This window comes from Bacillus sp. HU-1818, from assembly GCF_022695965.1.
In the GTDB taxonomy this organism is placed as follows: Bacteria; Bacillota; Bacilli; order Bacillales; family Bacillaceae; genus Bacillus; species Bacillus atrophaeus.
On record NZ_JAAPBE010000008.1, the window covers coordinates 1 to 15,031 of the forward strand.

A 15,031-nucleotide genomic window follows, 5' to 3' on the forward strand; every position below is an offset into this window, starting at 1 on the left:
GAGTTCTGACACATAATCCCAGCTAAGCATAACTCCATCGCCTAGTTGTATAACTTGGTGATCTAAATAAACTTGAGATGTTTGACTAATGCTATCCTTAAACAAACCAAATGAATTAAGATGATTCAATTCCTCATTGAATAACATACTAGTAAAAACAACAGGAAAAACTGCCTTGCCATTAGGCAAATTATTAATTTTAGAATATTCCCTTGTAAACTCTATTCCGTCAAAAGTATTGTGAGCTAAAGATTCAAAAAAGTCACTTTGTATTCTTTTGGCATCATTCCAAAAATTTTCACTATAATCAAAACAGACATCAAATATCATAATTTCTGTAAAATCACCTATAATTTCATTTACCTGCTTATGGATTGCTCTTCGATTAAACAAAGTTGTGTTAATAGCCAAATCATTTTTATTACTCCATTTAACTAATACTTTAGAATAAATAATTAAGAATAACATACTTGGTCTAAGATTATTATCAGAACAAATTTTTAACAATTCACTCCAAGATTTTTCATCTAGTACTTTCTTTAATCTTTTAAAACGTGGTTTTTCAACACTTCTCAAATTCTCTTTTAAAGGTAACAAAGGAGGGTCTGGAAAATTTCCGACTTTATTTAACCAAAATCTTTTATCCTCTTGATACTTGCTGGATTGTTTGATCTTTTTATAAGCTAACAAATAGTCCTTATAACTGATTTCTAATGGCTCTATGGAATTTTCTTTGCTACTATATATAGTTGATATTTCCTTAAATAACAGCTGAATACTTGCCCCATCTGCAATCAACATATCTATACCAAAGAACAAACGATATTTGTTGTTATCTAACTTTAAAGCTTTAAATTCAAATAAGGGCCAAACATAGGGATCAAATGTTTTATGTGAGGCATTGTTCCGTTCATAAAGTATTTTGTTCTTTTGTTCTAAACTACTAAGTTTACTAATATCTTTAATATGTATTTCAAATGATGGGACACTCTTAAGGATCTTTTGTTTTCCATTAGGCTTTATAACGGCTCGAAGCATACTTTGACGCTCTATGACTTTGTTTAAAGAATACTGTAATTTCATGATATCTAACTCACATTCAAGCTCAATATAAGCGTGAGTTGAAGTATTGCCTAATTCAAACTCAGTTTCTCTTCCTGATAGATAAGCCATTTGTACGTTTGTCAAATCAAATTCTTCATTTTCGTTATCTCGAACTAAAAAGTAATTATCTTTTTCTTGTTCTTCTTCTAGATCATTGACTTTATGAAAAATGAGCTTACAAAAAGAAGACAAACTTTCACTTTCCACAAAGTCATAAATCTCTAAGTTTATTCCATAAGTATCTTCTATTTCCCCTAAAATCCTTAGTATCCCTAAGGATGAAATATGAAAATCGTAAATTTGAGAGGATAAATTAACAGTGTTATTTTTAGTTTCTTTATAAATTTTATCTAAAACAAAATTACTTATATCTTTAATACTTATGATGTTTGTCTCTATCATTTTTAAATTTCTCCTTATTTTTTCATACCAACTTCGACTGTATGCAAGAAAACTTCGTTTCTTTTAAATTTAAAATATTCCTTCAATTCATCAAATTTTATATCGCCAATAGAGCAAGATCCAACTTTGAAAAACTCCGTTATATATGAAAGAAGAGAAGTCATTACACCCGCCTCTAGTAGTCCATAATAATAACCATTTCCGCCGTATTTGGGTATAATCGCATCGTTATCCAACGTATAAAAAACTGTAAAAGTTGATTGTTTGAATACTCCGTCATTCATAAAATAATGGAAATTAACCTTGCTAAAGTCTACTTTCCCAACTAAATTAATAGAATTATCAGAAGGTTTATATAAGTAAAGTCCTTCTTCAATATTCTCAACTTTATTTTTTTTAATATATAGATATATATTGACTGGATAAAGTCCCCCAGCACTTGGATAAAAATATTGTATATTTCCTTTAATATTTGTTTGTTGGAACACCCCTAAAATGTTACTGAATGTTGAAAAACTCATAGTTTTTGAGGAATCGAAATCTCTAGTACTCTTTCTTGCTCTTATAAAAGAGGGTATTTCTTCAAAATGATTTAATGGAATTGTTTCTTTAAATTCCATTAAGGAGAATCTGTTCAATTGGTTATTTCTATATTCATTAATATTTTCATTTTTTAAAAAATAACCCTCTTCAAAATCATTGTATACAAATTGATTTTGAGCTTTAAATAACTCATTAGGTGTACTCGTACTGTCTATCAAAACTCTATTACGAATTAAATCACGTACAAACATTTTTAAAATTTTTATATTAAAATCTTGAAAAATAATGGCCAGTTCATTCAAAAAAATCCCTTTTTGAAATTCAAAATATATTTCAGGGAAGAAATCAATTACTTTACCTTTAAACTTTAATTCTCCAATTATTATCTCGTTATCCTCTTGTCTCCATTGTATATTTGGTGCCCAAAAATATTTATTCACAAAGAGTCTCCTTTCTTTAATAAAAGCTTTTCTTTTATGATTTTTATAACTTCCTTAGCGTTTTGGTTTATAAAAAAATGTCCTCAATCAATTTGGAAGATATCAACTTCTTTATGTGAATACTCTTTCCATCCTAGTATCTCTTGCATAGAAGTTGATTCATCATATTTACCTGAGATAACTGTAATTTTAGTTTCAACATTTATTTTTTATATTAAGGTTATATGTCTCTATTATTCTGTAATCATTTCTTATTACTGGAATAAATAAATCAAGCAATTCCCAGTTATTTCCTAATTTGTTATGTAGACCACCTAATTCTACGATTTTTTTAATTAATTCCTCATCAATCCAATCACTTATAAATTCCTTTTTTGTTAGATTAGGCGCCCCTTTCCCTGAAACAAATAAGTGAACTAATCTATTCTCATTTAGTTTGTTTAATATCTGTACTACCTCATATGCAATATAAGCACCCATACTATGTCCAAAAACTGCAAATTTTTGATTGGTTTTATTATGATTTAATATTTTAGATACAACATCATCAACAGCTTGATCAAAAGTCTTGTAATGTTCATCTAAAAACCTAGTTCCCCTACCTGCCAATTCAATAGGGAATAACTCCACATTTAGACCTGCAATGGGTTTCCACTCATTATAAATACTAGACATTCCTCCAGCATGCGGAATACAAAACAATTTGATTGAAGTCGTCATATATTACCTCCTTTAAAGATAAAACATTAGAATAATAACAGGAAAAAGGAATTATAATCTATTTTAAGGAATTTTTTGTGTAAAGTCTATACTAAATTCACCGTTATTAAAGAACTATCACCCAAAAAATAAAAAAGGACTATAAACAATTCATTGACAAATATTACTGTTTTAACTTACTATGTTTTTAGATGATTGCCAAATTACATTTTAGATTGATATCTACAAGGGGGATTTACTATATGACTTTTAGGAAAATTATAATTTTAAGTGCTTTACTTTTAGGTACATTTATTTCTGTAATGGATACAACAATAGTAAACATCGCACTACCTGAAATGTTAACTGATTTTTCCTGCACACTATCTCAAGTGGCTTGGGTTGCTACAGGCTATACCTTGGCATTTGCTGTTATGTTAGTTGGTGCATCTAAACTAGCTGATCATTTCGGAAGAAAAAAAGCATTTATATTTGGATTAGGCCTTTTTATTTTCACATCTTTTCTGGCGTGTATAAGTGGATCTATTGAAATACTAATTACTGTACGAGTAATTCAAGGCTTATCAGCTGCTTTTATTGTGCCAGTTACAATGCCAATTGCTTTGGAAATAGTTCCTGACGAAAAAAAAGGAATGATTATTGGTATTTGGGGAGCTTTTTCAGGACTTGCTGCGACATTAGGCCCCGTTCTTGGTGGATTGTTAACTGAAAACTTTAATTGGCAATCTATATTTTTCATCAACATTCCTCTAGGACTTATCGCCATAATTTTTGCTGCCATTTTCATAACTGAAAGCTATGATAATTCATCCAATAAAAAGGTTGATTATATCGGTATGTTCATTTTATCTGGAGCTCTATTTTGTTTAACATTTGGTTTTGCTAAAGTATCAGATTTAGGATGGACATCTCCAACATTTCTTGTTTTTATGAGTGTATCAATGTTATTACTAATATTCTTCTTCTATATTGAATCTAAAATAAAATATCCAATGGTCCCTTTATCAATGCTAAAGGTAAAGACATTCACTTTTAGTTCATTAACACTATTTATGCAGGGACTAGGTTTAACTAGCGGAACTCTTATCATAACTTTACTGCTTACTAATCTAATGGGAAAAACAGAACTAGAAGCAGGTCTAATTGTATCTGTTTTAGCATTATCTTCTATGTTTACCTCTGTTCTATCTGGAAAGTTATCGGATAAACTAGGAGGCTCTTTATTTTCCAGTTTAGGTATGATGGGGTTAACAATAACTACTTACTTATATGGTTATATAAGATACGACAGTCCTATTTCACTAGTAATTGTTCTTCTTTGTATATCCGGCTTAGCTTTAGGTCTTATCATTGGACCGGCTATGGGTTCAGGAATCAGATTAGTTCCGACAGAAAAAATTGGTATTGCGTCAGGGATTTTAAATATGATGAGGACTGTGGGGCAAGCAGTTGGGATTGCTATTCTTACTAGTGTCCTAACAACAAGCATCAATCATCATGTAGATTCCGCTACAAAAGAAGCTGTAAAAATTGTAGAAGATAATACGGCATTTGATGATATTGCTAAAACAGAAATCATAGCACGTTTGCATGAATCAGAAACATTTGACCAGGAAAAAACAATTAAAGAACTAAATCAAAAAGAAGAAGAACTTCTCTCTAAAACACCCAAACAGTACAAAGATAAAGTAAAAGAAAGTTTTAAGAAGCAAAAAGAGCAAATCATAATTCTTCAGAATAAAATAGCAGAACTTTATAACGAGAAAATTAGCGACAGCTTCAACTTTACGTTTAAGATCGGAAGCATCATTCTCATAATTGGAATTATTTTTTCTCTTTTCAGTGATATATCTCCAAGAAAACTAAGGGTGAAACAAACAAAAACTAGTTCCTTATAACATTTACGTATTGGATTAGTTTGTTCCGTATCTCCTTTCGTGCTACAATTTTAGAATGCAATTGTACGCAAGGAGGACACATTCATCGTGATTCAAAACAACCCTTTTCCCTATACAAACACGGAAAAACGGTATCATACATTGAATTATCATTTACGGGAGCATTTTGGCCATAAGGTATTTAAAGTTGCTTTGGATGGCGGGTTTGACTGTCCGAACAGGGACGGCACAGTCGCACACGGCGGCTGCACATTTTGCAGCGCGGCCGGCTCAGGTGACTTTGCAGGAAACCGCGCAGACGACTTAATCACTCAATTTAATGATATTAAAGAGCGCATGCATGAAAAATGGAAGGACGGCAAATATATCGCTTATTTCCAAGCCTTCACAAACACACATGCCCCGGTTGAAGTGCTTCGCGAGAAATTTGAATCGGTGCTCGCGCTTGACGGGGTGGTCGGCATATCAATCGCAACACGACCGGATTGCCTTCCTGATGATGTCGTTGAGTATTTGGCTGAACTGAACGAACGCACCTACCTATGGGTGGAGCTTGGGCTTCAGACGGTCCATGAGCGGACGGCCCTGCTGATTAACCGCGCACACGATTTTAACTGCTACGCGGAAGGTGTTCATAAATTAAGAAAACACGGCATACGCATTTGCTCACATATTATTAACGGACTTCCGCTCGAGGACCGGGACATGATGATGGAAACGGCAAAGGCAGTCGCCGATTTGGACGTGCAGGGCATCAAAATCCATCTTTTACATCTGTTAAAAGGAACGCCAATGGTAAAGCAATATGAAAAAGGCAAACTGGAATTCCTCACGCAGGATGAGTATGTTCAGCTTGTATGCGATCAACTAGAAATCATTCCCCCGGAAATGATTGTCCACCGCATTACCGGTGACGGACCGATTGAACTGATGGTCGGCCCCATGTGGAGCGTAAACAAGTGGGAAGTACTGGGCGCAATCAATAACGAGCTTATAAAACGCGGAAGCTATCAAGGGAAATTCTTTCAGAGGCTCGGGGAGGAATCGGCATTATGATGTTAAAAAAAATTCTCCCCTACAGCAAAGAGCTGCTGCAAATGGCTGCGGATAAAGGAAGCTTCGTGGTTGACGCAACTATGGGGAACGGACACGACACCCTTTTTTTAGCAAAACTTGTCGGTGAAAACGGTCATGTCTACGCGTTTGACATTCAAGAATCTGCGCTGGCTGCCACAAGAGAGCGGCTGGGCGAAGAATACGGACCACGTGTCACATTGTTCCATAAAAGCCATGATAAAATTGCTGAATCCCTTCCTCCAGAAGCGGACGGCCGGATAGCGGCAGCCATTTTCAACCTCGGGTATCTTCCCGGCGGCGACAAAAGCGTGACAACACACGGCGCTTCAACGATCAAAGCCATCGAACAGCTTTTGGCTATGATGAAAGAAGATGGGCTTATTGTGCTTGTTGTCTATCACGGGCACCCTGAAGGCAAGGCAGAAAAAGAGGATGTGCTGGCTTACTGCCGAAACATTGATCAGCAAACAGCGCGAGTTTTATCATATGGATATTTAAACCAGCAAAATGATCCGCCATTTATTATCGCTATTGAAAAAAAAGCTCAAATCAGCAAGTGATTTGAGCTTTTTTCTATTTATGAGCTTCTCATCCAAGGCATTTTTTGAAATTTACGGTAGGCTCTTCCGTTGATGTAGAAGAAAAATGATGTTTTACCGCTTGCTTTAATCAGCTTTTTCGCGAGCCTGCCCATTTCCTTTTGTTCCGCTACTTTATCATCGGACAAATAGACACCAAGCAGCCCACGGTTAATCAGACGATGAAAGCTCTCATGCGGAATGCCCCGCAAATGCTCGTCTGCCTTTTCAATAAAATGCTCCAGCCTTTTCATCATTTCTTCGTGAGACTCATAATACGTGCAAAAATTCAAATCCCCTCCAAGCAGATCCTCCTCCTGATCAATTAAATAATCAAGGAGAATATGAAGCCCCTGTATGTACGGAAAATAACTGCTGCGTATTTTTTTCGCGGTGTCTTCATTAAAATCCGGCTGAAACGAATACGCAACCAGACAAAAAATACCTAACGTTGACCCGGCGCAAGCCGAGAATTCATACCACTCCATCTCAGGAAGATCCGCTTCAAATTGAGTAAACCAATTTTCAAGCCTCGGGACACGTTCATGTTCCACGACATGTTTATGCACTTGCAGATCGCAATAATAGCCGCACAGCTCTAAAAGATAGGGTTTAATGATGTCGTAATGTTCAATTGAACCGAGGACACGCTGGCATGTTTTGACCAGATCATGCAAATATCCGCTGTCATCTTGCTCATTCCTGAATTGATAATAATTTTGCAGCTCTGCCCCGACTGTTAAAGCGTCAAGCATGGAGGCATGCAGCATTCGAAAATCATCCGGATCAAGCGAGGTGCTTCGGTCGCACAAATTGTCCAAATAATCGCTGATTGTCTGGTACGCAATAATAAATTCCACGCATTTTTGCTTTTCATCACCCGATAATAAAGCCAAAATGCCGCCGCCTTCACAGTGAAATGTTTTATCCCTAATACTTGCCATTGCCTGTGCTTTTAATTCACTATTTCGGATCGATTCAGATTTCTCCTGCCATATTTTCATTTCCTGATGTACGAGCGGAAAAATATCTCGATATACTTTTGTCATAAGGCCAAAAGGATGTTCCGGTACTGTCAACACATGCACCCCCAAATGTTTTCAAATATACTGATCGGTAAATGCTCTTGCTGCTTTGAAAACAGCTTCTCTTTCTGGTTCATTGAATATTTCATGATAGAGGCCTTCCCATTCTCTGTATGACTTATTGTGGGACGCTACTCCTGAAAACCATTTGATTACCTTACTTTTGTCCACAAGCCTGTCGTCTCCTGCCTGCATGACGAGAAGCGGCACCTTCAGAAAAGCATCAGTCGGCACCATGGCGGACTCAAACGTTTTTAACAGCTCCCTGTACCATCTGACAGACACTTTTGTGACGTATAAAGAATCATTTTGATCAGCCTCTATTACAGACTGATTACGTGTGGCCATATCAAGCGACAAACCCGAGTCTACCTTAAACGACGGCGCGATGACATTCAGCCCTCTCGATGCGATATCAAGCACTTTGTTTACTTTAATTTGCAGACCAAGACAGGGTGATGATAAAATAAGTGCCGTAATGCGGGGATTTCTCTGCTGTTTAAACCATTCAATTGAAATTAACCCGCCCATACTGTGACCGAGAAGGAAAACAGGCAATTCAAAGGTTCTGGCTGTATCTATCCATTTATCTACTTCATCAATGTATTCTTGAAATGAGCGAATATGACCTCTCGCCCGGGTGGTTGTTCCCTGCCCCGGCAAATCGCCCATCACAACGTTATAGCCTGAAGATCTCCACATTTCTATTAACCATTTATATCGTCCGTGGTATTCGCTTGCCCCGTGGATGATAACAATTGAACCCACAGGTCTGTCTGCTTTCCAGGTCCACATGCAGTTCACCTCATACGAAATTTAAATAGAGAAAGAAGGATGAGATTCATGATCTACCCTTATATGCAATATAAGCCGGATATTCACCCTACTGCTTTTATTGCGGATAACGCGACAATCACCGGTGACGTTGTAATCGGAGAACAATCTGGCATATGGTTCTCTGCGGTCATTCGGGGAGACGTAGCGCCGACTCGGATCGGAAAACGCGTGAATATCCAAGACTTAAGCTGCCTTCACCAAAGCCCAAACCGCCCGCTGCTTATAGAAGATGACGCCACAATCGGCCATCAGGTTACATTACACAGCGCAATTATCAGAAAGAATGCCTTAATCGGCATGGGTTCCATTATTCTTGACGGTGCTGAAATCGGTGAAGGCGCATTTATCGGAGCGGGCAGCCTCGTCCCGCCGGGCAAAACCATTCCGCCGGGTCATCTCGCGTTCGGACGCCCGGCTAAAGTCATTCGCCCTTTAACAGACGAAGACAGAGAAGACATGGAAAGAATCCGGTCAGAATATGTAGCCAAAGGCCAGTACTATAAAACCCTTCAGCAAAAATGACTTTGTTTTACTTTAACATTTTTCGAAACATTATATAAGTAAAAACCATTGAAACCCCAAACCCGCGCTGAGTTTTGGGGTTTTTTAAGTAAATCCTTAACAATCTGATCTTACAACAGTCATTAAGGCTATCATTGTATAAGGTTGTGTTCAGTATCCCAGCCTTAGGGGAGCCGCTTACCTGTTTGCTTCAGAAACTTTCCGTTCCCCTTAGGCTATTTTCGTTCAATATCCCTTGTACCTTATTCTTTCCTGTTACCTGATTTCTATTAATTCATCCACAAGTGCGCCTCACCGTTTTTTACAGATGATTTTAACGTTCATATAAAAAAGGCTTTCGACGAATCGAAAACCTTTTAAGCATAAAAAACTGCGGCTGTTCACTGCTTTATGCATTCATTGCGATTAAAACGCTTCCACTATTGACTAATCTGCTGTTCTCCCGACGACGTTTTCACAGCGTTTTTTTTATGAAATCCTTTTTTGAAATACACTGCAACCAAAATCAAAAACCAGATCGGACCGATAATAACAGCTACTCTGGTGTCCGGGTTATAAGCCATAAGAATAATGACGAACGCCAAAAAAGCTAATGATACATATGAAGTGAACGGATATAACGGCATTTTGTACTTTAGGCGTTTTTGTTCACTCGGCTGTAAATTTTTACGATACTTAAGCTGAGACAGTAAAATGATTCCCCATGTCCAAATCGCTCCGAATGTGGCTATGCTCGTGACCCATGTAAATACCTTTGCGGGCACGACATAATTTAACACAACGCCGATTAATAACGCACCTGCGGAAGCCAAAACGGCCTTACCCGGAACCCCGCCTTTTGTCAAAGTTCCATAAGCTTTCGGCGCTTCATTTTGTTCCGCCAGGTTAAAGAGCATGCGCCCCGTGCTGAAAATCCCGCTGTTGCAAGAAGACAAGGCTGCCGTCAAAACAACAAAGTTAATGATGCCCGCGGCCGAAGGGATGCCGACTTTTTCAAAAGTAAGAACAAACGGGCTTCCTTGTGAACCGATTTCCTGCCAAGGATAAATAGACATAATGACGAATAAAGCGCCAACATAAAAAATAAGGATCCGCCAAAATACTGTATCAATCGCTTTTGCTAACGATTTTTCCGGATTTTTCACCTCTCCGGCAGTCACACCAATCATTTCAATTCCTAAATAAGCGAACATCACCATTTGGAGTGACAGCAAAACCCCTTTTATGCCGTTTGGGAAAAACCCGCCATTGTTCCACAGATTGCTGATGCCTGTCGCGACTCCTCCGTTCCCGACTCCGGCGATAATCATTAATAAACCAACAACAATCATCGATAAGATAGCTACAATTTTAATAAGGGCAAACCAAAATTCTAACTCTCCATATGCTTTTACGGCTAGGAAGTTGACAGCCGTCATTATCATCAGCGCTGCCAGTGCCCATATCCAGCTTGGAACATCCGGATACCAATATTTCATATAGATACCGACTGCTGTAATTTCGGCCATACACGTTACCACCCATAAAAACCAATAATTCCAGCCGGTCAAATATCCCGCAAGAGGGCCCAAATAGTCACGTGCGTATCTGCTGAAAGAACCTGCCACCGGCTTTTGAATCGCCATTTCGCCAAGTGCCCTCATAATAAAAAACATAACAAGACCGCTGCAGGCATAAGCTACCAAAATCCCGGGTCCGGCTAACTTAATAGCGGAAGCAGAACCAAGGAATAAACCTACCCCAATCGCTGCCCCTAATGACATCAAGGATATATGTCTTTGTTCTAATCCCCGATGCAATTGTTTTTCTTGCGCCTTTCTTTGCATAACCCTCTCCCCTAACACTATTCGATTTTAATCTAGTAACGCTTCTTTTGCTGCGTATCATAGTGGGATTCGTCCGGCCTTTCCTCCGAAAACAGTCAAAAATGGCTAGACCTATCTAATCTATTAGTCATTCAATTAACTCTATTATAAACGTTTTGTGAATATTTTTTAACACTTTATGTAAAGCATAGCGGAATACAAGGACTAAGAGGAAGTCGGATGGATGCAGAGTACAGCAGGTATAACAAAAAGGCTTCCGACGAATCGGAAGCCTTTTAATTATACAAAAATAACTTCTTTGGGCTGATGGTTCAGTTCTTCAGGCACTAATCGTTTTTCAACATTAATGCTGTGCCAGATCATGAAGATCAGCACTGTCCAGATTTTACGGCTGTTATCCGCTTTATCCGCACAATGGTCTTCAAGAAGCTGAAGGACATAATCCTTTTTAATATAAGCGTCTGTTTCACTTTCCTGAATAATATTTCGGATCCACTCATTCATTTCATTTTTCAGCCAATGGCGGATCGGTACTGGGAAACCGAGCTTTTTGCGGTTCAGCACGTGATCAGGAACAACGCCCTCTGCCGCTTTGCGAAGCAGATATTTCGTTGTGCCGTTTTTCGTTTTTAATTCATCCGGAATTTTTGAAGCCACATCGAATACGACCTTGTCCAAGAACGGCACACGCAGTTCTAATGAATTGGCCATTGTCATTTTATCCGCTTTTAACAGAATATCGCCGCGCATCCATGTATGAATGTCCACATACTGCATCTTGTTAATGTCACTGTATGAGCTGCTTTCTGTAAAGTACGGCTTCGTCACATCACGGTAAGAAAGCTCCGGATTATAATGTTTGAGAAGCTGTTTTTTCACAGGTTCTTCAAAGATTTTCGCGTTTCCGATATAGCGATCCTGAAGCGGTGTACATCCTCTGATCAGCAGGCTTTTGCCTCGCATTCCTTCGGGCATGACAGAAGCTACATACAGAAGCATCTTTTTCAGACCGGACGGGATGCGTTCAAACGGTTTAAGAGAAAGCGGTTCGCGGTAAATATTGTATCCGCCGAACAGTTCGTCAGCCCCTTCGCCCGATAATGCGACTGTTACTTGTTTTTTCGCTTCTTTTGCGACGAAATACAATGGAATCGCAGCCGGATCAGCAAGCGGATCATCAAAATGCCAGACAATTTTCGGCAGTTCGTTCATATATTCTTCCGGAGAAATAACGGTGCTGAAGTTTTCTATGCCAAGTGCAGCTGCCGTTTCCTTCGCAACATCAACCTCACTGAACCCCTGCTGTTCAAATCCGACAGAAAATGTTTTTAAGTTCGGATGAAATTCTTTAGCAACGGATACAATAAAGGAGGAATCAATCCCTCCTGAAAGGAAAGAACCGACTGGCACGTCACTTCTCATATGAACCTTAACAGAATCAAAAATCGCGTCTCTTACTTCCTTGACAAGCTTATCTTCATCTGAAGATTGAACAGGCTTGAAATGCGCTTTGAAATACGTTTTAAAGGTGATATCGCCTTCCGGGCGAATCGTAAACTGCTGTCCAGGCTCTACCTTTTTCACATTTACGTCCAGCGTGCCAGGTTCAGGAACAAATTGGAAGGACATGTACTGCTGAAGTGCCTCAGTATCCAACTGAATATGGCTTTCAGCAGCCATTAAGCTTTTTCTCTCTGAGGCAAAATAAACCTGATCATTAATCGTTGTGTAATATAACGGCTTAATGCCAAATGGGTCTCTTGCTCCGTACAAGACATGATCATTTTTATTCCAAATCAGAAAAGAAAACATTCCGCGCAATTTTGAAGCGGCTTCTTCTTTATAATGACGGTATGTCGCAAGAAGGACCTCTGTGTCTGAATCTGTGTTGAATTGATATCCTTTTGATTCAAGCTCTTCTCTCAGTTCAATATAGTTATAGATTTCTCCGTTAAAGATAATCCAATATGTTTCATCTTCATATGATAAAGGCTGCCCGCCGTTTTCTACATCAATAATGCTGAGCCGTCTGAATCCGAATCCAACATGCTCATCATGGTAATACCCATCACTATCAGGACCGCGGTGAACGATCATCTGATTCATCTGTTTGATAAGTTCTTCTTGATCTGCGGTTTGAGTTAATGGATGCTTGTTAAAAACTCCAACAAATCCACACATATTATTGCCTCCATAATTATTATTTTCATGATGAAATCCCTCTTTATAGACGCACCGGATATTAAATCGTTTCACTGTTATGTAAAAAAATAAACCCGGGCCTATTGAAAAAAAGGGAAAGCCGCTTATAAGTAAGCGGCTATATAATTATTCTGCTAAAGCCTCTTTGCGAAGCTGGTCAGCCTTATCTGTACGCTCCCATGGAAGGTCAACATCAAGACGTCCGAAGTGACCGTAAGCAGCCGTTTGTTTATAGATCGGACGGCGCAGATCAAGCATTTTGATAATGCCGGCTGGGCGCAGATCAAAGTTATTGCGTACAACTTCAATCAGCTTTTCTTCAGAAGCTTTTCCTGAATCAAACGTATTAATGGATATGGAAACCGGCTGCGCAACACCGATAGCGTAAGCAAGCTGTACTTCGCAAGAATCCGCAAGACCCGCTGCCACAATGTTTTTCGCTACATATCTAGCTGCGTATGCCGCTGAACGGTCTACCTTCGTTGCGTCCTTACCTGAGAACGCGCCGCCGCCGTGGCGTGCATAGCCGCCGTACGTGTCAACGATGATTTTACGTCCTGTAAGACCGGCATCTCCTTGAGGTCCGCCGATTACAAAACGCCCTGTCGGGTTAATGAAGTATTTTGTTTCTTCATCAATTAATTCCTCAGGAACGACAGGATTAATAACGTGCTCCTTGAGATTGCGCTGAATTTGCTCAAGCGTAATTTCAGGGTGGTGCTGTGTTGAAATAACAATCGCGTCAATACGGACCGGCTTATTGCTTTCATCATATTCCACAGTTACTTGAGTTTTTCCGTCCGGACGAAGGTAAGGAAGAATATCCTCTTTGCGTACTTCGCTCAAGCGGCGCGCTAATTTATGCGCCAATGAAATCGGAAGCGGCATAAGCTCTTTAGTCTCGTTGCACGCATAACCGAACATTAATCCTTGGTCTCCTGCGCCGATCGCTTCGATTTCAGCATCGCTCATTGTGCCTTCACGGGCTTCAAGCGCCTGATCCACACCCATCGCGATGTCGGCGGACTGCTCGTCAATAGACGTTAAAACAGCACACGTTTCAGCGTCAAATCCGTATTTCGCGCGCGTATAACCGATTTCTTTGATCGTTTCACGCACCGTTTTTGGGATATCAACATACGTGGATGTTGTGATCTCTCCGCTGACAAGCACTAAACCTGTTGTAACGGACGTTTCACAAGCAACACGCGCATTAGGGTCATGTTTTAAAATTTCATCTAAAATGCTGTCCGAAATCTGGTCACAGATTTTATCCGGATGCCCTTCCGTAACAGATTCTGATGTAAATAAACGACGATTTTCACTCATGATTTGCTTCCTCCTGGTAAAAGACCTCCCGATAGGCCTTTTATATATGATACGGAACTCGCTCCCTCTTATACAATGTCATACTTTATATTAGAGAATGTTAATTGGCATATTTATGAAATAAAAAAACCTTTTCCACTTGAGGAAAGGGTTGGTTGTGTGTGCCTTTCACTCTTATCGCTCAAGGAATAAATAACCTTGCAACAGGTTAGCACCTTGGTTGTCCCACATGTGTTTCCACATGCTTTTTAAAGAGAAACCGGTTGCTGGGCTTCATTGGGCCTGTCCCTCCGCCAGCTCGGGATAAGAGTATCCGCTCAATAAAATATCTTATCTTATAAGTGTTTACGGTGTCAACAAGAATCAGGAATTAGCAGACTTTATTTCAAAAGTGCGTTTCAAAAACACACACAAAAAAACAACAAATAGTATAGACTATTGGTATTAATGTGTTATACTATTTTACAA

General features: G+C 39.0%; 12 protein-coding genes and 1 riboswitch. Of the genes, 4 read left to right on the top strand and 8 right to left on the bottom strand.

Annotation, left to right across the window (positions count from 1 at the left end; all coding sequences use genetic code 11):
- The 3 genes from GXP75_RS20330 to GXP75_RS20340 all read right to left on the bottom strand — a co-directional run.
- On the bottom strand, positions 1-1,506 hold a 1,506-nt coding region (locus GXP75_RS20330), incomplete at its 3' end, for a condensation domain-containing protein (RefSeq protein ID WP_242557725.1).
- 14 nt (positions 1,507-1,520) lie between these two features.
- Positions 1,521-2,489 (bottom strand): SagB/ThcOx family dehydrogenase, encoded by a 969-nt coding sequence (locus GXP75_RS21530; RefSeq protein WP_242557726.1) that lies wholly within the window; start codon positions 2,487-2,489, stop codon positions 1,521-1,523.
- 195 nt (positions 2,490-2,684) lie between these two features.
- A complete protein-coding gene (locus GXP75_RS20340; protein WP_242557727.1) occupies positions 2,685-3,209 on the bottom strand; it encodes a thioesterase II family protein in 525 nt (174 codons plus the stop codon).
- A gap of 242 nt (positions 3,210-3,451) precedes the next feature.
- Here GXP75_RS20340 and GXP75_RS20345 point away from each other — a divergent pair, with 242 nt between their 5' ends.
- The 3 genes from GXP75_RS20345 (at position 3,452) to mnmM (ending at position 6,744) form a co-directional block, all read left to right on the top strand.
- A complete protein-coding gene (locus tag GXP75_RS20345) occupies positions 3,452-5,107 on the top strand; it encodes an MFS transporter (protein WP_242557728.1) in 1,656 nt (551 codons plus the stop codon).
- Positions 5,108-5,194: 87 nt separating this feature from the next.
- A complete protein-coding gene (mnmL, locus tag GXP75_RS20350) occupies positions 5,195-6,163 on the top strand; it encodes a tRNA modification radical SAM protein MnmL/YtqA (protein ID WP_242557729.1) in 969 nt (322 codons plus the stop codon).
- Positions 6,160-6,744 carry a tRNA 5-(aminomethyl)-2-thiouridylate-methyltransferase MnmM gene (gene mnmM / locus GXP75_RS20355; RefSeq protein WP_242557730.1) on the top strand — a complete coding sequence of 195 codons (585 nt, stop codon included), beginning with the start codon at positions 6,160-6,162 and terminating at the stop codon, positions 6,742-6,744. Before mnmL ends, mnmM begins: the two co-directional genes overlap by 4 nt.
- A 17-nt stretch (positions 6,745-6,761) precedes the next feature.
- On the opposite strand, the gene GXP75_RS20360 is transcribed toward mnmM, so the two are convergent.
- Together GXP75_RS20360 and GXP75_RS20365 are read right to left on the bottom strand one after the other, a co-directional pair.
- Positions 6,762-7,841, bottom strand: coding sequence for a tetraprenyl-beta-curcumene synthase family protein (locus tag GXP75_RS20360; RefSeq protein ID WP_242557731.1), 1,080 nt, complete (start codon positions 7,839-7,841; stop codon positions 6,762-6,764).
- A 21-nt stretch (positions 7,842-7,862) separates the two neighbouring features.
- Entirely contained in the window at positions 7,863-8,642 is a 780-nt protein-coding gene (locus GXP75_RS20365; RefSeq protein ID WP_003324959.1) for an alpha/beta hydrolase, read from the bottom strand.
- A 48-nt stretch (positions 8,643-8,690) separates the two neighbouring features.
- Between GXP75_RS20365 and GXP75_RS20370 the strand changes: the two genes are divergently transcribed.
- Positions 8,691-9,206 carry a gamma carbonic anhydrase gene (locus GXP75_RS20370; RefSeq protein ID WP_003324958.1) on the top strand — a complete coding sequence of 172 codons (516 nt, stop codon included), beginning with the start codon at positions 8,691-8,693 and terminating at the stop codon, positions 9,204-9,206.
- 419 nt (positions 9,207-9,625) lie between these two features.
- On the opposite strand, the gene alaP is transcribed toward GXP75_RS20370, so the two are convergent.
- The 3 genes from alaP to metK all read right to left on the bottom strand — a co-directional run bounded on the left by alaP (position 9,626) and on the right by metK (position 14,563).
- Positions 9,626-11,032 (bottom strand): alanine permease AlaP, encoded by a 1,407-nt coding sequence (gene alaP / locus GXP75_RS20375; RefSeq protein WP_003324956.1) that lies wholly within the window; start codon positions 11,030-11,032, stop codon positions 9,626-9,628.
- A gap of 279 nt (positions 11,033-11,311) precedes the next feature.
- Positions 11,312-13,213 carry an asparagine synthase (glutamine-hydrolyzing) gene (gene asnB, locus GXP75_RS20380; RefSeq protein WP_242557732.1) on the bottom strand — a complete coding sequence of 634 codons (1,902 nt, stop codon included), beginning with the start codon at positions 13,211-13,213 and terminating at the stop codon, positions 11,312-11,314.
- 147 nt (positions 13,214-13,360) lie between these two features.
- Positions 13,361-14,563, bottom strand: a complete 1,203-nt coding sequence (gene metK / locus GXP75_RS20385; RefSeq protein ID WP_242557733.1) for a methionine adenosyltransferase — start codon at positions 14,561-14,563, stop codon at positions 13,361-13,363.
- 171 nt (positions 14,564-14,734) lie between these two features.
- Positions 14,735-14,873: riboswitch (SAM riboswitch) on the bottom strand.
- Between the last annotated feature and the right edge of the window lie 158 nt (positions 14,874-15,031).